This window comes from Aquibium sp. ELW1220 (assembly GCF_030398385.1).
GTDB lineage: Bacteria > Pseudomonadota > Alphaproteobacteria > Rhizobiales > Rhizobiaceae > Aquibium.
The window spans coordinates 42974-60791 of record NZ_JAOAOQ010000018.1 but is presented as its reverse complement, the minus strand read 5'-3'; the positions used below and the strand labels follow the sequence as shown (position 1 = coordinate 60791).

General features: G+C 65.9%; 18 protein-coding genes. 5 read left to right on the top strand and 13 right to left on the bottom strand.

What is annotated here, in order from left to right; translation table 11 throughout:
• Nucleotides 1–39 precede the first annotated feature (39 nt).
• Genes N1F91_RS17060 through N1F91_RS17050 form a run of 3 tightly spaced genes read right to left on the bottom strand, consistent with a single transcriptional unit; the run spans nucleotide 40 to nucleotide 2149 of the window.
• Entirely contained in the window at nucleotides 40–888 is an 849-nt protein-coding gene (locus tag N1F91_RS17060) for a class III extradiol dioxygenase family protein (RefSeq protein WP_289994114.1), read from the bottom strand.
• Nucleotides 889–890: 2 nt separating this feature from the next.
• A complete protein-coding gene (locus tag N1F91_RS17055; RefSeq protein ID WP_289994113.1) occupies nucleotides 891–1250 on the bottom strand; it encodes a protocatechuate 4,5-dioxygenase subunit alpha in 360 nt (119 codons plus the stop codon).
• A gap of 11 nt (nucleotides 1251–1261) precedes the next feature.
• Nucleotides 1262–2149, bottom strand: a complete 888-nt coding sequence (locus tag N1F91_RS17050; RefSeq protein ID WP_289994112.1) for an amidohydrolase family protein — start codon at nucleotides 2147–2149, stop codon at nucleotides 1262–1264.
• A 160-nt stretch (nucleotides 2150–2309) separates the two neighbouring features.
• Between N1F91_RS17050 and N1F91_RS17045 the strand changes: the two genes are divergently transcribed.
• Nucleotides 2310–3515: a LysR family transcriptional regulator gene (locus tag N1F91_RS17045; protein WP_289994111.1), complete on the top strand. Its 1206-nt coding sequence runs from the start codon at nucleotides 2310–2312 to the stop codon at nucleotides 3513–3515.
• A 181-nt stretch (nucleotides 3516–3696) separates the two neighbouring features.
• Nucleotides 3697–4641: a Gfo/Idh/MocA family oxidoreductase gene (locus N1F91_RS17040; protein ID WP_289994109.1), complete on the top strand. Its 945-nt coding sequence runs from the start codon at nucleotides 3697–3699 to the stop codon at nucleotides 4639–4641.
• A gap of 97 nt (nucleotides 4642–4738) precedes the next feature.
• On the opposite strand, the gene N1F91_RS17035 is transcribed toward N1F91_RS17040, so the two are convergent.
• From N1F91_RS17035 to N1F91_RS16990, 10 genes are all read right to left on the bottom strand, one after another.
• Nucleotides 4739–6451 carry a hypothetical protein gene (locus N1F91_RS17035; RefSeq protein ID WP_289994107.1) on the bottom strand — a complete coding sequence of 571 codons (1713 nt, stop codon included), beginning with the start codon at nucleotides 6449–6451 and terminating at the stop codon, nucleotides 4739–4741.
• Nucleotides 6448–7569, bottom strand: a complete 1122-nt coding sequence (locus N1F91_RS17030; protein WP_289994105.1) for a chemotaxis response regulator protein-glutamate methylesterase — start codon at nucleotides 7567–7569, stop codon at nucleotides 6448–6450. The genes N1F91_RS17035 and N1F91_RS17030 overlap by 4 nt, the downstream gene beginning before the upstream one ends.
• Before the next feature lie 7 nt (nucleotides 7570–7576).
• Nucleotides 7577–8464, bottom strand: a complete 888-nt coding sequence (locus N1F91_RS17025) for a protein-glutamate O-methyltransferase (protein WP_289994102.1) — start codon at nucleotides 8462–8464, stop codon at nucleotides 7577–7579.
• 100 nt (nucleotides 8465–8564) lie between these two features.
• Entirely contained in the window at nucleotides 8565–9044 is a 480-nt protein-coding gene (locus tag N1F91_RS17020) for a chemotaxis protein CheW (RefSeq protein WP_289994100.1), read from the bottom strand.
• A gap of 61 nt (nucleotides 9045–9105) precedes the next feature.
• Nucleotides 9106–10827 carry a methyl-accepting chemotaxis protein gene (locus N1F91_RS17015; RefSeq protein WP_289994098.1) on the bottom strand — a complete coding sequence of 574 codons (1722 nt, stop codon included), beginning with the start codon at nucleotides 10825–10827 and terminating at the stop codon, nucleotides 9106–9108.
• 35 nt (nucleotides 10828–10862) lie between these two features.
• The gene (locus N1F91_RS17010; protein WP_289994097.1) at nucleotides 10863–11336 is read right to left on the bottom strand and encodes a chemotaxis protein CheW; all 474 of its coding nucleotides are present in this window, start codon (nucleotides 11334–11336) and stop codon (nucleotides 10863–10865) included.
• Nucleotides 11333–13381 (bottom strand): chemotaxis protein CheA, encoded by a 2049-nt coding sequence (locus tag N1F91_RS17005; protein ID WP_289994095.1) that lies wholly within the window; start codon nucleotides 13379–13381, stop codon nucleotides 11333–11335. The genes N1F91_RS17010 and N1F91_RS17005 overlap by 4 nt, the downstream gene beginning before the upstream one ends.
• Nucleotides 13378–13746 carry a response regulator gene (locus N1F91_RS17000; protein WP_289994093.1) on the bottom strand — a complete coding sequence of 123 codons (369 nt, stop codon included), beginning with the start codon at nucleotides 13744–13746 and terminating at the stop codon, nucleotides 13378–13380. The genes N1F91_RS17005 and N1F91_RS17000 overlap by 4 nt, the downstream gene beginning before the upstream one ends.
• A gap of 38 nt (nucleotides 13747–13784) precedes the next feature.
• Nucleotides 13785–14099 (bottom strand): STAS domain-containing protein, encoded by a 315-nt coding sequence (locus N1F91_RS16995; RefSeq protein ID WP_289994092.1) that lies wholly within the window; start codon nucleotides 14097–14099, stop codon nucleotides 13785–13787.
• A 265-nt stretch (nucleotides 14100–14364) separates the two neighbouring features.
• Nucleotides 14365–15399: an HD domain-containing phosphohydrolase gene (locus N1F91_RS16990; RefSeq protein ID WP_354670550.1), complete on the bottom strand. Its 1035-nt coding sequence runs from the start codon at nucleotides 15397–15399 to the stop codon at nucleotides 14365–14367.
• A 294-nt stretch (nucleotides 15400–15693) separates the two neighbouring features.
• Between N1F91_RS16990 and N1F91_RS16985 the strand changes: the two genes are divergently transcribed.
• The 3 genes from N1F91_RS16985 to N1F91_RS16975 are packed head-to-tail and all read left to right on the top strand — an operon-like array spanning nucleotide 15694 to nucleotide 17818.
• On the top strand, nucleotides 15694–16671 hold the full coding sequence (locus N1F91_RS16985; RefSeq protein ID WP_289994090.1) for a PilN domain-containing protein: 978 nt from the start codon (nucleotides 15694–15696) through the stop codon (nucleotides 16669–16671).
• Nucleotides 16668–17270, top strand: a complete 603-nt coding sequence (gene gspM / locus N1F91_RS16980; protein ID WP_289994089.1) for a type II secretion system protein GspM — start codon at nucleotides 16668–16670, stop codon at nucleotides 17268–17270. Before N1F91_RS16985 ends, gspM begins: the two co-directional genes overlap by 4 nt.
• Before the next feature lie 38 nt (nucleotides 17271–17308).
• On the top strand, nucleotides 17309–17818 hold the full coding sequence (locus N1F91_RS16975) for a hypothetical protein (protein WP_289994088.1): 510 nt from the start codon (nucleotides 17309–17311) through the stop codon (nucleotides 17816–17818).

Genomic DNA, 17818 nt, shown 5'->3' with positions numbered 1-17818 from the left:
GCCCGCGGACGCGCTTCATCGCGCCCGGCGGGCGGGTTCTCAGGCCGCGCACTCCAGGAGCATGGTGCCGGCGCCGGTGTTGGAGATCGGAATGTGATAGTTCTTCTCCAGCGGCACGACCTTGTCGCCGAGCGCGCCGCGCATCATCATCCACATCAGGAACTCGGTGCCCTGGGCGCCGGCCTTCTCGACCAGTTCCATGCGCGAGATGTGCGTCAGCTCTTCCGGAGCGGTGACGATCTTCTCCATGCACATCTGGTCGAAGCTCTTGTTGATGAAACCGGCCCGCTGGCCGTCGAGCTGGTGCGACAGCCCGCCGGTGCCCATCACGACGATCTTCACGTCCTTCGGGAAGCTAAGCAGCGCCTTGCGCAGCGCCTTGCCGAAGTCGAGCGCGCGCTTCAGCGTCGGGATCGGATGCTGCACGGTGTTGGCGCTGATCGGCACCGTGCGCGGCATGGCCGGGTTGTTCGGCGCGCCCGGCCAGAACAGCTGCATCGGCACCGTGAAGCCGTGGTCGACCGCAAGTTCCTGGCACGAGGTGATGTCGAACTCGTCGGCGACCATGCTCTCGATGATGTGCCAGGACAGTTCCGGATCGCCCGGGAACGGGTCGAGCTTCGGAATGCCCCAGCCCTCGTCCTCGTTTCGATATTCGGCCGCCGCGCCGATGGCGAAAGTCGGCATGCGGTCGAGGAAGAAGCCGAGGCCGTGATCGTTGTAGATGTTGATCGCGACGTCGGGCTTGTGGTGGTCCAGCCATTCGCGGATCGGCGGATAGCCGTCGAAGAACGGCTTCCAATAGGGGTCGTCGAACAGCTTGTTGTGGATCGCGTTGCCGACGGCGGGGATGTGCGAGCTGGTCAGCCCACCGATGATCGTGGCCATGGTCAGTCTCCTGCCCTCTTGAGCTTTTCCTTGAATTGTTCGGTGGTCATGCCGGTCTGCTGCGCGCCGACGTCCTGGACGGAGAGCTTGTAGATGCCGGCGAACTTGGCGAGGTAGTAGATGTTGCCGCCGGCGGCGATCATCGCCAGCACGTTCTTGTCGCGGCAGGCCTGCTTCTGGTCGTCGGCGAGACCGTACTTGACGAAATAGGCCTCCGGATCGCGCAGATATTCGGCGCGGTTCTCGGCACTGTTGAAGGAATAGCACATCTTGTTCAGTGCATATCCCTTCATCGCCTGCTTGCCGTCGAAGATCGTCGTGCCGGGAATGTCGGCATGCTGGTCGAAAGGCTCGGCAGCCATGGTCTCCCCCTTTATCGCGCCCAGTAGAGGCGCATCGGGTTGTCGACGAGCAGCTTGCGCTGCTGCTCGGGGGTCGTCGCAAAGCGCGGGATGAAGTCGACGAGCGCTCCGTCGTCGGGCATGTGCGTGGTCATGTTGGGATGCGGCCAGTCGGTGCCCCAGAGCACGCGGTCGGGAAACCGCTCCATGACCGCCGCGCAGAAGGGCACGACGTCGTCATAGGGCGGCCCCTGCACTGACAGGCGCTCCGGGCAGGTCACCTTCGACCAGATGGTCGGGGTCTCGGCCATCAGGTCGAGGAAGGCCTGGAAATCGGGATGATCGGCACCTTTTGCGACATCGGGCCGGCCCATGTGGTCCACGACGACGATCGTCGGCAGGTCCCGGAGGAAGGGGCGCAGTTCCGCGAGGTCGGCGGCCTCGAAATAGACCACGACATGCCAGTCGAATTCGCGGATCTTCTCCGAGATGCCGAGAAAGACCGCCTTCGGCGTCGCGTCGACGAGGCGCTTGACGAAGTTGAACCGCACGCCGCGGATGCCGGCCGCATCGAGCGCTGCGAGTTCGTCGCGGGAGATGTCCGGACCGACAGTCGCGATGCCCCGTGCCCGCTCTCCGGCGGCGCGGCAGGCATCCACCAGCGCCCGGTTGTCGCGGCCGTGGCAGGTCGCCTGCACGATGACGTTGCGCTCGAAGCCGAGAAAGTCGCGCAGCTTGAAGAGTTCGTCCTTGCCGGCGTCGCAAGGCGTGTACTTCCGCTCCGGTGCATAGGGGAACCCCGCCGCCGGCCCGAAGACGTGGCAATGCGCGTCGACGGCACCGGGCGGCAACCTGAACAGCGGCTTGCTCGGTTTCGGATCGAAGACCAGCCAGCCCTGATCCATGGTCTGGATCGTCATGCGCATACCGCTCCTCCACGGTCGTGTCGGCCATCGGCGGACCACCCCCTGGGCCTCGCCTGAGCCGAACGGGACGAGAATGCGCTGCTGTTAACTTCTTGCCTATTTCGAATGCCGTCCGGGTGATAAGATTTTTCTATACCTCAAGAGGGAGGCCGCATTGCGAACCGATCTTCCGAACATCCGCCACCTGCGGGTCCTGCACGAGGCCGTCGAGACCGGTTCCGTCACGGCGGCCGCCGAACGCTGCCAATTGTCCCAGCCCGCCGCCACGCAGGCGATCGCGCGGCTGGAGGACGCCTTCGCCACGCCGCTGCTGCGGCGGACCTCCCGCGGCACCGAGCCCACCGCCGCAGGCAGGCTGCTTGCCGCCCGCATCGGCCCGGCCCTCGAGCACTTGCGCGTCGGCGCCCAGGCCGCCACGCGGGCCGACGTCTCCGCGCCGCGCAAAGTGCGGCAGAGCTTCGACAGGCATGTCACCGCTGCGCAACTCAAGGCTCTCGTCGCGATCGCGGGCAGCGGCAGCTTCACCATGGCGGCCCAGGCGCTCGGCGTGTCGCAGCCCACCGTGCACCGCACGGCGAGAACGCTCGAGGCGCTTGCCGGCACCGCATTCTTCCGGGCGACCGCCTCGGGCGTGGAACTGACGCCAGCCGCACAGTTCTTCGCGCTCGGCGTCAAGCTCGCCCAGGCGGAGATCCGGCAGGCGACCGAGGAGATCGGTGCAATGCGCGGCGACGACCGCGGCACATTCAACCTCGGCATGCTGCCTCTGGCGCGGACGTCGCTGGTGGCGCGCGCCGCCGACGCGCTGATCTCGGCCACCCGCGGTGTGCAGATTCGCGTCACCGACGGCCGCTATGCGCATCTTTTGAAAAGCCTGCGCGAGGGCGAACTCGACTGCCTGATCGGCGCCTTGCGGCGACCGGCCCCCGCCGACGACGTGACTGAGGAGTTTCTCTTCGAGGACGAACTGGCCATCGTCGTGCACCCGCGCCATCCGCTGGCCGGGCGTGCTGACGTGGATCTGGAGGAGACGCTGGCCTTCCCCTGGATCGCGCCGCCGCGCGACACGCCGCCCGGCACCTATCTTTTCGAGACGCTGCGGATCCACGAGCGCCGGACGACCCCGGTGCGCCTGGTCTATTCGGCGCCGGCGCTGATGCAGGAGGTTCTCGCCACCGGCAACTACATCTCCATCGTCTCGCGCCGGCGGGGCGGCACGGAACCAACCGGCCTTGTCGCCCTGCCGATTGCGCTCCTGGACAACACGCGGGCCTATGGCCTCACCTGGCGCACCGGCTGGCGGCCGACCGAAACGCAGCGTCGCTTCATTCACTATATGCGCGCGTATAGCGCCGACTGAGCCTCCGGCCCGGTCCTTCCGCAGTCCTGCTCATAGCTTTTTCCAATGCCAGAGCAACAATACGGATACGCCGATCGGCCGCGCCGGTGCTAGACCGTGATCCGTGCCGCGCCCGCTGCCGCAAGCCGGCGCGAGCCGGCAGTGGACGGCAGAACGGGCAGCAGCCGCTTCGGGAGGAACCATGAGGATTTGTGTCGCCGGCGCCTATGGCGCTTTCGGAATCAAGCATCTCGACGCGCTGGCCGCGATCGAGGGGGTTCAGGTCACCTCGGTCATGGGGCCGACACGGGCGAAGATCGACTCGCTCGCGGCGGCCCGCGGCATCGGCCATGCCGCGACCGACTTGGCGGAGTGCCTGGCGCGCGACGACGTCGATGCCGTCATCCTCTCGACGCCGACCCAGCTCCACGCCGAGCAGGCCATCGCCTGCATGCGCGCCGGCAAGCCGGTCCTGGTCGAGATCCCGATGGCCGATTCGCTCGCCGACAGCGAGGCGATCGTGAAGGCGCAGGAGGAAACCGGCGTGCTCTGCATGGCCGGGCAGGTGCGCCGCTTCAACCCGAGCCACCAGTGGATCCACAACCGCATCAAGGCGGGCGAGCTGAAGATCCAGCAGATGGACGTACAGACCTATTTCTTCCGCCGCTCCAACATGAACGCCAAGGGCGAGCCGCGCAGCTGGACCGATCATCTCCTGTGGCACCATGCCTGCCACACGGTCGACCTGTTCCAGTACCAGACCGGCGAGGTTGCCTCGCGGGCCTTCGGTCTTGAAGGCCCGCACCACCCCGAACTCGGTATCGCCATGGACATGTCGATCGGCATGAAGACGCCGTCCGGCGCCATCTGCACCCTGTCGCTCTCCTTCAACAATGACGGGCCGATCGGCACCTTCTTCCGCTACATCTGCGACAACGGCACCTACATCGCCCGCTACGACGACCTCTACGACGGCCGCGACAACCCGATCGACCTGTCGGGCGTGGCCGTGTCCAGCAACGGCATCGAGCTGATCGACCGCGAATTCATCGCCGCGATCCGGGAAGGCCGTGAGCCGAACGGCTCGGCAAGGCAGGTGCTCGACGCCATGCGCACGCTCGACCGGATCGAGAAGAGCTTCGGCTGACATAGCCGCTGCTGAATGCCGGACGCGGGAGCGCGAGGCTCCCCGCTAGGCTGGCCCGGATCAGGCCGCTACCGACGCCCGGTCGCGACGTTTCCGATCAGAAGAACACGTCCGAGGCGGAGGCTCCCGCATTCGGCCGGCGTTCCGGCTGGTCGATCTCCGCAACTTCCTCGCCGCAGAGTTCGTCGTGGATGCGGCGCTCTGCGACCATGGTGTAGCGCTGCCGCATCCGGTCCAGCAGTCCGGCGTCCACATCGCCCCCGCCCTCCCCGATCCGTTCGCAGGCCTGGTCCATGTGGGAGGCGAGGCCCTGCCAGTCCTGTGCGTGCCGGCCATAGGTTTCGGACGCCACTGCGGCATCCCGCAGCAGCCTGGAGGTGCGCGGGCCGACCTGGGCGATCGTCGCCGCCCGCGCGCGCATCCGTTCGACCACTCCTTCGAGCAGTTCGATCGCCCGCGACGCATCGGCCGACAGGGCCTCGGTCGTGGCGCCCGCCTCAGGATCGGCATCGCTTCCGAGTTCCGTCTTCGAGCGCTTCAGTCCGCCGGTGATCGTGGTGGCGGCCTCGACGGTGTATGCCGCCAGTTCGCGCATCTCCTGGGCGACGACCCTCAGCGCACGTCCTTCCTCGCCGAAGCGCGAGCAACGCACCGAGGTGTTGATCGACAGGAGCCGCATCGATTGCTCGAGATCGCCGATGTCGTCCATCCGGTCCTGCATGTCGCCGACGCAGCTGCCGACTTCGCGCCGAAGCGCCTCGATGCGGGTTCGCATCGTCTCGTAGTCTCCGAGCACCTCGGTGACGGAACCGAGATCGGAGACCAGCCCGGCCAGCGCAGTGCCGCCATTGGACAGCAGCGCGTCGGACTGGGCACAGCTGTCGTCCAGCACGCGTTGGGCATCGCTGGACAGACTGAGCAGGGCCTTGGTGATCGCCGCCACCTCGCGCGAGAAGTCCTCGCGCGTCTCGGCCAGTTGCAAGGCCTGGACCCGCAGTGCGAGAGACTCCGTGGCGGGCGAAGGATCGTGCGCGTCGAGGTCGGCCAGCGCATCCTCGACATGCTCCAGCCGCTGCCGGGTGATGTCGCCGATCTGCATCGCCGACACGGCCTCGCCGATCCGCCGCGAGATCACGCCGGCCATGCGGCTCGACTGGGCGACGTCGGCGAGAGCATGGGTCTTGTGACCGTCGATCAGGGCGAGTTGCTCGCCGAGGCGGATCGAGATGGCCGGCAGCGTCCCCTCGTGCTTCAGGCGGAACGCGGCGTTCGCACTGCCTGCATGCGTCAGCGCGTCGATCAGCCGGCGGTGGGCCTTGGAGAATTCCGTGACGATGGAAGCGGCATTCCTGCCGAGCTCCACCATTTCCAGGGCGAAGGAATCGAAGTCGCCGGTCATCTGCGACATTCCCGCCGCGATGATGCGCGCATTGATCGCGATCAGGCCGAGGTTGCGGATCGCCTTGCTGAGGCTGTCGATGGGATCTTCCAGGTCCCGCGCCATCGCCATCAGCGCCACGACGCGGTGGCCGTTGGCATCCTGGAGATTCGCGATCTTGCCGGCTTCCTCCTGCAGCCTCGTCAAAAGGGCAACGGCAGCGGTGAAATGCTCGCCCTGCAGCTCGCCGGGCATGCCTTCGTGCGCCGACGTGATCTCGCGCAGGAGGCGCGAACTGTCGAGCAGTCGCTGCCCCATGTCGAGGAAGGATTTCTCGATCGACCTGCGCGAGAAGGCGAGCGCTTCCGCCGCGGCCGCGTGGCCCCTGCCCGTCGCCGCCTCGTCGATGCTGTGTGTCGTCAGTGCATTCATCGTGATTTTGCCAACGTTGAAGCATGGGCGGCCGTCATGATCTCGCCCGCGATCCTGGCGAGCGGGACGACCTTGGACGCCGCACCCCGCTCGATCGCCTCCTTAGGCATCCCGAACACGACGCAGCTGTCCGCGTCCTGCGCGAGGGTGAAGGCTCCGGCGGTCTTCATCTCGAGAAGCCCCTGCGCTCCGTCGTCGCCCATTCCCGTCATGATCACACCGACGGCATTCGCGCCGGCGGCCTGGGCGGCGGAGCGGAAAAGGACGTCGACGGAAGGCCGATGCCGGCAGACGGCGGGACCATCTGCGATCGACACCCGGAACCGCGCGCCGATCCGCTGGAGCATCATGTGCAGGTTGCCGGGAGCGATGAGGGCGCGACCGGCCAGGACGTCGTCACCGTCCTCGGCCTCCTTCACGGAGATCGCGCACAGGCTGTCCAGACGCCGCGCGAAGGCCGCCGTGAACTTCTCGGGCATGTGCTGGACGATGACGATCGGCGGCGCGTTGGCCGGCAGCGCTTCGAGCACGTCGCGCAGCGCCTCGGTCCCGCCGGTGGAAGCGCCGATGCAGATGATCTTCGTGCCGATCTCGGGCATTGCCCGCGCCGGATTGGCCCTGACGGGAGGCAGCATCGCATCCGCCGTCAGCTTCCGTTCCACGACGATCGGCTTCGGGCGCGGCCCGCGCGGTCGCGCCTGGGCAGCGGCCTTCGCCACGTCGCAGATCTGCATGCGCGACATCTGGAGGAATTCGATCGAGCCGACGCGCGGCTTGGTGACGACGTCGACCGCCCCCCCTTCGAGCGCCTGGAGCAGCGCGTCGGATCCGCTCTCCGTCAGGCTCGAGCAGATCACAACCGGGATGGGCCGCTGCGCCATGATCTTGCGCAGGAAGGTCAGCCCGTCCATCTTCGGCATCTCGATGTCGAGGAAGATGACGTCCGGCACTTCCTGCCGGATCCGCTCGGCGGCGGCATAGGGATCGGCCGCCGTCGCCATCACCTCGAGGGCGGGATCGCTCGAGATGATGTCGGAGAGGGTCTGTCGAACCGAGGCGGAGTCGTCGACGATGAGGACCCTCGTCTTTCGTCCGGATCGTGGTGGGCGTTCGGTCATTTTATCCTCACACCAGCTTGAACACGGAGGGAGCCAGCTGCTTCAGCCGCAGCGACGTGCCGATCATGCTCTCGGAATGGCCGAGCAGGAGATAGCCGCCCGGCCGCAGGTGCCGCAGCAGCCGGCCCACGACCGCCGCCTGTGTCGGCTTGTCGAAATAGATCAGGACGTTGCGCAGGAATATGGCATCGACGTCCGTATCGACGGGGTACTTCTCGTCCATCAGGTTGAGATGCATGAAGCCGACGCGCCGGCGCAGTTCCGGGACGATCCGGACCTCGCTCGCGGACGGATCCCGCGAGCGCATCAGGTAGCGCTGCTGCATCTCGGCGGGAACCGGCGAGACGAAGTCGCCCGGGTAGACCGCGCGCCTTGCCTGGGCCAGGATATCCGTCGAGATGTCGGTGCCCAGGATCGAATAGTCGAACTTCCGCCCGCTGCCCGCCGTCTCGGCCAGGACCATGGCGATCGTGTAGGCTTCGGCACCGTTGGATGCTGCCGCGCTCCATACCTTGATCCCGGTCTTCGCTGCCCCCTTTGACCTCGACAGACAGTCCGGAACGATCTGTCGGCGCAGGACCTCGAAATGCTCGGGCTCGCGAAAGAAATCGGTCTTGTTGGTGGTGACCGCGTCGATCATGTGGGTGACTTCGCTCGCCAGCCCGCCATCCTCGAAGACGTAGTGGCAATAGCCTGAGAAGCTGGACTGCCCGACCGCACGCATGCGCTTGCGGATCCGCCCTTCGACCATGGTGCGCTTGCCGGCCGGCAGCCGAATGCCCGTATGACCGCCGACGAGATCCGCGATGCGGGTGAACTCCTCGTCCGACAGGCTGTCGGAGGCCGGCAGGACGATCGGGTTCGACTTGCGACGGGCGGCGGAAGCAGGAGCCATTGTCACGTCTCCGGTGTCGCCAGGACACCAATCATGCTGTTGCGTGGCGGCGACCGGCCATGGCCGGCTGCCGGTATCCCTCAGGCGACCAGGTCGGCTTTCAGGCGACCAGTTCGGCAGGTGCCTGCCGGTCGACGGCGATGTCGTCCATGGACAACAGCCGGTCGAGATCGAACACCGTCACGAAGGCGCCGCTGCGCCTCCCCACCCCGCGCACCGTCTCCGCTCGCCAGCGGGCGCCGATCTCCGGCGGCGATTCCAGTTCGCCGTCGAGGCTCGTCACCTCGAAGACACGGTCCGCCTTCAGCCCGAGCTTGCGCATGGTCCCGCGGAGGTGAACCTCGAGCACGATGATGCGCGTGTTTTCGGTGTCGCGCGCAACCGGCAGGCCGAGGCGTGTCCTGAGGTCGATGACCGGGACGCCTTCGCCCCGCACGTCGATGATGCCGAGAAAATCGGCCGGCGCGTGCGGCATGCGCGCGATCGACTGCGGCTCGAGGATTTCCTGCACCTGTTCCACGGGAACGGCGAACAGGTCCTCTGCGACGCCGAGCGTTACGTATTGCGATGTGATGGACATTGGTTTCCCCTCGCATCGGTGCGGTCCCCGGACGAGTTCCGGGGACCGCACCTTGCTCCAATCAGGCCGCGCTGTTGCGCATGAACTGACGGTCGAGTTCGTCCTCGTCTCCCTCGAGATCGAGCGCGAAGCCGCCGCCATTGCCCTTGGTCTTGGCCTTCGTCCCGCCAAGCTTGGGCGCGGCCGAGCGCAGCGCCGTGTGCATCTCGGCAACGCCCATCTTGCGTCCCTTGAGGCTCGCCCGCACGGCCACCGGCTTGGCCGCATGGCCGGCCGGGGACGACTGGTCGAGGCGGAAGTAGGAGATCACCTGCTCCAGCTGCTCGGCCTGGCTCGCCAGTTCCTCCGACGTCGAGGACAGTTCCTCGGCCGCCGACGTGTTCTGCTGGGTCACCTTGTCGAGCTGCTGGATCGCGGCATTGACCTGGGCGGCACCCGCATTCTGCTCGCGGCTGGCGTTGGAGATCTCCGAGACCAGCTCGGCGGTCTTCTGGATGTCCGGCACGAGCCTGGTCAGCATCTCGCCGGCCTCCTGGGCCGCCTTGACCGTGTCGCCCGAGAGGCCGGAGATCTCCTGGGCCGCTGCCTGGCTGCGTTCGGCGAGCTTGCGCACCTCCGAGGCCACCACGGCGAAGCCGCGGCCGTGCTCGCCGGCCCGCGCCGCTTCCACCGCGGCGTTGAGGGCGAGCAGGTCGGTCTGGCGGGCGATCTCCTGCACGATCAGGATCTTCTGCGCTATCGTCTGCATGGCGTCGACGGCCTTGCCGACGGCCTCGCCGGAAGCCTGTGCGTCGAGCGCGGACTGCCGGGCGATCTTCTCCGTCTGCATGGCGTTGTCGGCGCTCTGCTTGATGTTGGCAGCCATCTCTTCCATCGAGGACGAGGCTTCCTCGGTCGAGGAGGCCTGTTCTGTGGCGCCCTGGCTCAGCTGCTCGGACGAGGCCGACATCTCCTGGCTGCCCGACGCGACGTTGCGGGTCGCCGTGGTGACCTCGGAGACGACCTCCTTTAGCTTGGCGACCATGTCACGGGCGGCAGCCAGAAGGCTGGTGTTGTCACCCTTACTCGTCATGACTTCTACGCCGAGATTGCCTGCTGATATTTCCTTGATGACCGACACCGTATAATCCGGCTCACCACCGAGTTGCTTGAGAATACCACGGCTTACGATCACTGCGACACCCACGCCAAGCAGTATCGAAACAGCGATCATGCTGAGGACAATCGTGCGCGCGTTGTTGTAGTCCACCGTCGCATCGTCGCTGGCGGACTTGCCGCTGTCCCGATTGAGGTTCACCAGCGCAACCAGATCATTCGAGAAATCACTGTAGAGCGCGCTGCTCTGGCGCAGCATGTTGGCTGCGACTTCGTTCTGATTCTGACGAGAACTAGAGATCATGCGCTCATGGTTCTTCATGTATTCTTCGAATTTTTCGGAGAAGCGATCATACAAAGCCCGTTCTTTGGGCGAAGAGATCAGCGCCTCGTACTTCGCCCGATTCTCCACCAGTTTCTTGAGTTGAACGTCCAGATCCGCTTCGACCTGTGCCATTCCTGCCGGGTCAATCGTAGCCACATGTCGATACTCGAGAATTCTGAAATCCGACGTATCGGTATTGACGGTATGTACAGCGTCGACGCTCGGCAGCCAGTTTTCGGCAATGACAGTCGAAGCGTCGTTGATCGTACTCATCTTCATAATCGAAACGCCGCCCAACGCGGCTGTCAGAAGAAGTAGCAGTCCGAAAGAAAGGGCGAACTTCGCCTTGAGTGAGAGTGTCATGTTGGTATCCCCCGTGTTGTCTGGAGCGGCCAAGCCTAATTTTCTGCCGCGCCGAATATCCGCGCCATGTCCGGGACGATGATGAACTCGTCGCCCTTCTTCCCGATCCCGCGGACGTATTCCGCAGGCCATCTCATGCCCACCTTGGGCGATTCCTCGATCGACGCCGCCTCGATGTCCGTCACGTCCCTGACCCGGTCGGCCAGAATTCCGGCGATCGTCGGTTCGCCGTCGAGATCGATCTCGATCACGACGATGCGCGTGTCCTTGTCGGGCGGCGGCCGGTCCATGCCGAACATCACCCTGAGATCGGCCAGCGGCACCACGCGGCCCCGCACGTTGATGAGCCCGCCCACGAAGGCGCGCGCGTTCGGAACCTCGGTGATGGGCACCACGTCGAGGATCTCGCGCACGCTCTCGGCGGGCAGCGCGAAGGTCTCGTGCTGGAGACCGATCGTGAGGACGTTCATCCTGCCGGTCTCACCGACCTTTGCCTTCTCGATACTCATGCCGCCCTCCTGAGGTGTTCGCTTCTGAGCCTACCCTCCAGCTTCTGGCCGAAACTGACGAGGTTCATCACGTCGAGGATCAGCGCGACCGTGCCGTCGCCGAGGATCGTGGCGCCCGAGAAGGTCTCCACGTCGGCATGCAGTTTCGAGAGAGACTTGATGACCGTCTGGCTGTTGCCGATGATCTGGTCGACGACGAGGCCGACGCGGGCATCGCCCGCCGCGACGATGACGACCTTCTGGTAGGGATCGGGCGGGGTCGTCGTCTTGAACAGTTCCCGCAGCCGCAGGAACGGCACGAGGCTGCCGCGGATGTTGAGGAAGTTGCGGCCCTGGTCGCCGAGATCGGCGGCCGGCGGCAGCTCGACGCATTCCTCGACCGCCGACAGCGGTATCGAGTAGCGGCCATTGCCCACCCGCACCAGCATGCCCTCGATGATGGCGAGCGTCAGCGGCAGGCGAAGCGTCGCCGTGGTGCCTTCGCCATGCCGCGTCGACAGATCGATCGAGCCGCGCAGGCCTTCGATGGTGCGCTTGACGACGTCCATGCCGACGCCGCGCCCGGAGACGGAGGTGATCTCGCCCGCCGTCGAGAAGCCGGGATGGAAGATCATCTGGTAGAGTTCGGCGTCCGCGATCTTGGCGTCCGGCGCGATCAGCCCCGCCTCCTCGGCCTTGGCGCGGATGCGCTGCGCGTCGAGGCCCTTGCCGTCGTCACTGATGGAGATCGCCACCTCGGCGCCCGAATGCGTTGCCGACAGCTTGACGCGGCCGCGCTCGCCCTTGCCGGCGGCGAGCCGCTTGTCGGGGCTTTCGATGCCATGGTCGATCGAGTTGCGGATCAGGTGGACCAGCGGATCGGCCAGACGCTCGATCATCGTCTTGTCGAGTTCGGTCTCCTCGCCAGTCGTGACGAACTCGATCTCCTTGCCCAGGTCGTGCGACAGGTCGTGCACCAGGCGGCGGAACCGGCCGAACAGCGAGCCGATCGGCACCATGCGGATGCCCATCGTCGTATCGCGCAGGCCCGAAGCGAGGCGTTCGAGTTCCTCGGCGACGTTCTTGAGATTGAGATCGTTGCTGGCGCTCGCGATCTGGGTCAGCCGCGACTGGGCGATGACGAGTTCGCCCACCCGGTCCATCAGCTCGTCGAGGCGCTCGGCCGCGACGCGCATCGACGAGCCGCCGCGGTCGGCAGACGAGGCAGCGGCGGTGGCGTCCTTGGCCTTGACCTTGGCGCCCCGCACGGCCGGCGCGGCTGACGAACTCTCCTTCGTCGTCGCGACGGGTTCGGACACCGCGTCCGGCGTCCTGGCCACGTCGGCGCCACCGGCGACCGTTCCGGCCCCCGGTTCGATCGAAAGTTCCATGCCGTCGCGGATGAACATGAAGACGTCCTCGATCTTCTCGAGGCCGCCGTCCGTCTCCAGGATCACCTCCCAGCCGAGATAGGCCAGCGTCGGCTCCATCGTCTCCAGCATCGGGATCCGGTCGGTCAGAGCGGTGACGCGGCATGGTCCGAGCTCGCGCAGCTCGTCGAGCAGCAGCAGCGGGTTGGTGCCGAAGGCAAGCGCGTCGTCGGGCAGCCGGAACACGATGCGCCACGTCTTCCCGGCGGTCGCGGACGCATCCGCCACGGCGGCGACTGCCGGCTCCGGAGCAGGCGCTCCGTCCGTGTCAACGATCTTGCGCAGCGCCTCGAGGATCGGCCGACCCGCCGGCGCATGCTGGCCGGGTTGCTCGATCAGCTTCTGGATGTGGTCGCGTGCGGCAAGCGCCACGGTCACCAGTCCGGTGCTGATCGCCGACCGGCCCTTGCGGACCTTGTCGAAGGCGGTCTCGAACTCGTGCACGAAATCGGCCACCTCGTCGAAGCCGAACATCGAACCGGAACCCTTGAGCGTGTGCAGCGCCCTGAACGAGGCGTCGACGAGGTCATGGGAATCGGGCGTCTGCTCGAGATCGAGCAGCGACTGTTCGAGGGCATCGAGCAGTTCGCGCGCCTCTTGCCGAAACGTCTCGGCGGGATCGATACCGATGCTCATGCGCCTGCCACTTTCCGGACCACCGCCAACAGCTGGTCCTGCTTGAAGGGTTTGACGATCCAGCCCGTCGCGCCGGCCTCGCGCGCCTGGCGCTTGAGGCCCTCGTCCGATTCCGTCGTCAGGAAGACGATCGGCACGCCGGCGCTGGACGGATGCGACCGGTACTTCCGGATGAAGTCGAGCCCGTTCATGCCCGGCATGTTGAGGTCGGTCAGGACCGCGTCGATGCGGTTGCCGATCGCCTTGTTGTAGCCGTCGGCCCCGTCGCACGCCTCGACGACGGTGTAGCCGGCCGAGGAAAGGGTAAGGGAAACCATCTGGCGAACGGAGGGAGAGTCGTCGATGGCCAGGATTGTCTTGCTCATGGCAATGACCTTTTGTCGCGGAGAAATGTCTGTCTGGATCAGGTGTGGAGCGGTGCGATGCCGAGGCGCGAGACGGTATCGGGCAGGGCGCTGCCGGCCCCTGCGATGATGGTGAACCGGCGCCCGGCCTGGTCTGCGCTGCGTCGGGCCGCAAGCAGCACCTGCACGATGCCGGTGTCCACGGCGGTGACCTCGCTCGCGTCGACCGTCACCGATCCGCTGCCCTCCAGGGCGCCCCGTATCTCGTCGCGCAGTTCGCTCGCGTTGCGCAGATCGAGCGGGCCGCTCCTGGCGATGACGAATGCACCCCCGCCCGGCTTCCCCGCACGCTCCATCGACAAGACTGAACTCATTTTCGTCGCCCCATTCTCACGATCCTCGGCAGATCGATCCCGGCGGGATGGCGCCCGAAGGAGATGCACTGCCAAAACCTGAGTCGAATGGTTAGCTCCGCGGAATTAAAGAATATTGAATCAAATCAGAAATTTACTTGGCAAGTTAAGTAGTCTTCAAATATTCTAATTCAATTCATAGTTGTATTCAAACAAAAAAGAAAAGCAGTGAAGCGACGGAAAGTCGCCCTGCAGACGCCCGTCCAGCTGCCGGCGGAGAGAACTCCTAGACGGTCGAAGCCACCTCGCCCGCGTGCAGGAAGTGGTCGATCAGGGGCCATTGCGCCTCGAAGGCGGCCACGCAGGCCGGGTCGAAGTGGCGGCCGCTCTGGGACCGGATTTCGGCGCGCGCCCGTTCGATGCTCCAGCTCGGCTTGTAGGGTCTTTCGGAGCAGAGCGCATCGAAGACGTCCGCGACGGCGACGATACGACCTTCGATCGGGATTGCGTCGCCGGCCAGGCGTGCGGGATAGCCGGTCCCGTCCCACCTCTCGTGATGGGTGCGCGCGATCAGCCCGGCGATCCTGACGAGTTCGGACGAACCGCCGTCGAGAATGCTCGCGCCGATGGTCACGTGCGTTCGCATCTGCTCGAACTCCTCGGTCGTGAGCCGCCCAGGCTTGTTCAGGATCGAGTCGCTGATGCCGATCTTGCCGATGTCGTGAAGCGGGGTGGCGAGGTAGATCATCCGCGACCGCACGTCGTCGAAGCCCAGACCCTCCGCGATCAGCCGCGAAATCGTCGCGACGCGGGAAACATGGTCGCCGGTCGTGCCGTCACGGTACTCCACCGCGCGCGCCAGCCGCCAGATGACCTCCTCCTCGCGTTCGGACAGGTCCCGCACGGCCGCCTCCACTTCGAGAGCCAGCCGCGCGGCCCGGTTCGCCAGTTCCACCTGCGCCTGCCGCAGGTCGAGCAGATTGCGAGCGCGGGCCAGCAGCTCGCTCCAGTCGAACGGCTTGGTCAGGAAATCGGTGGCGCCCAGCTCGATGGCCTGACGCTTGAGTTCGCGGTCGTTCATCGAGGTGATGACGACGATCGGAACCGTGGCGTACCGATCCAGCGCACGCAGAGCGGCCAGCACCTCCAGTCCGTTCATCTTCGGCATGACGTAGTCGACCATCACCAGATCGAACTGCTCGAGCATGCACCGCCCGAGCGCTTCCTCGGGACAAAGACAGCCCTCCGGCTCGCACCCCTCGAGGCGCGAAAGCTGATCCACGACAGCGGACAGACTGGATCTGCTGTCGTCAATGACCATGGTCCGCATCGTGGCCCCCCAGCCGCAATCTGGAGGGATGGTTGGAGCAAGATCGTTCAAGATTCATTAATGTCATCGCACCGATAGCCGGCGGATCGCCATCGGGCAATTTGTCTTCCGCGCCATCATTGTGACCCGCGAGGAACGGTGCCGTGGAACCTCGCATGGTTTCCTTCGCCTCGGCGATGCGTACGCATCCGAAAGTAGAAAAGTCTGTGCACCGTCGAGCCGGGTGATGGCTGCGGAGACCCGCCAGGACTAGTCTCATGGTGCGCTTCCGATGGTCATCGTCTCATGCTCGCACTGCTTCTGGATACCTGTGAGTGGTTGAAAGCCGAGATGAAGTCGCTCGCTCGCGACCTGCTGCACCGGGGGGGCGGAAAGGGTCTTTCACGCAGTGTACCGGGTATCGAGCGGGAGCCTTCGGTCGCGTTGACCGATCTCGTCTCCGGGGGAGCCGCCGACGGCGCGCCCGTCCGTTATTCCGGAAAGCCCGTCGCGATCGCGCTGACCCCCTCCGAATGCCTCAGGCGCCCGGTGGCCGCAATCCGCCTGCGGGCGAGCCATCTCAGAGCAATGGCGGAAGTGGACATTTCCACGACGCCGATCAGGCGCGCGGACGTCGTCCTCCTTTTCGAGCGGCGTACGGCCGTATCCGCGGATAACGCCTACTTCGTCGTCAGGCGCGGCGTCCATGCCGCACTTCGCGACGCGATCCGGGCACATCGGCATGGGGACGTCGAAATCGCCTTCACGGAGGACGGACGGTCCTACCGGCTCGATCCGCACACGTGCCGATCGGATGGCGCGACAGCCCGGCTCATCATGCGCGGCCTGGCCGCCTTGGCGCTGCTCTCCGCAGGTGCCATGGCAGCCGACACGGTCGTCGCACTTGCTGCCGCGAAGCAAAAGCTCGGCCAGGAGATCGCGCGCTTTGATCTCGAGCGAGCCGCTACCCTGCAAGCCCGGCAGCAGATCACCCAGCTCGAGCAGACCCGGCAGATGCTCGACAGGACGGTATCGGCGCGGCGCAACCCCGCGATACTGCTCGATGCGCTTGCAGCCGCGCTGCCGGATCATGCTTGGTTGACGGACGTCCGCATTTCGAACGGGATCATCGAGATCGCCGGCGTGTCCACCGAGCCCATGGAGCTGCCGTCGCTTTTTTCCGCATCCGGATCCTTCCAGAAGGCGAGCTTTCAAGGCAACGTCGTTAAGGCGATCGATGAGGACGGCGAGCGCTTCACCATGCACATGGAGGTGTCGCGGTGACCGAGCCGCTGACCTTCGCCATCAACCTCGCCCCGGTGACCCGCCGATGGCTGACGGTCGCGATCCTGTCGATGACGTTTCTCATGGCGATCGCCCTGATCCTCTCGGTCGCCAGCCTTTTCGAAGCCCGGCGCGGCGAGATCGAGGAACTGCGACACGAACTCGGTCGGGTGAAGTCACTCGTGGAGCGAGGCCGTGACCTGCGGCAGGAAGCCGAGAAGCGAGACCGGAGCATCGACGCCCTGTTTCTCGCCGGAGCGGACGAGGCTGCAGCGGCATCCACATTGCAGACGCTCGTCACGGCGGCGGCGCGCGAGAGTGGACTGGAGGTGATCTCGTCCGGCCGCGCACCATCCTTCATCATCGAAGGTCTGACGATGATCGGCGTGAGGATCGACGTCAGCGGAGATATGCCTGCGGTCTACAATTATCTGGACCGTCTGTTCCACCGCCTTCGCAACGCGGACATGCGAAAGGTCGCCGTCTGGCGCTCGGCCAACGGGACGACGACGGTCGACAAAGTGGCGATGGTCGCGCAGATCGAGGTTTTCGGGGCATTGCCGCGCGGTGCCGCCAGCACGAGCGCACCACGACGATGATCGGTTGGCGCGGCATCCGGGTTCTATGCCTCGGTCTCGTGATCGTCGCCTGCACGCTTGCGGTCCTGACGCGCGATCCGATCGACGTCTCGCCTCTCGCTCCATCCTCGTCGGCCTTCGATAGTTCCCGGTCGTCGGGAGCGAGCGGCAGCGAGCCCTCAACTGAGTTCACGCCGGTGCGCGGCGCGTTCCTGGAACGCCCGCTGTTCGATCGCAGCCGGCGCCCGGCCCCGGCTCGCATCGCGGTGACCGGACCGGACGCATCGGACATCGAGCAGGTCGCGGAGGTGGTCGCAACAATCCCAGTGCCGTCGGAACCGGTATCGGAGCCCGCGCCGCCGCGTCTTCGCCTTCTCGGCACGCGCCGCTTCGCGGGGCAGACCCGCGCGCTGATCGCCGCCATCGACGAGCCATCCGAAGCGCCCGCGTGGCTCGGCATGGGGGAAGTGGTGCAGGGTTGGAGGATCGAGACGGTGACATCGCGGTCCATCACGCTCCGGCTATCGCAATCGACGATGGACCTGCATCTGCACGGGGCAGACCAATGA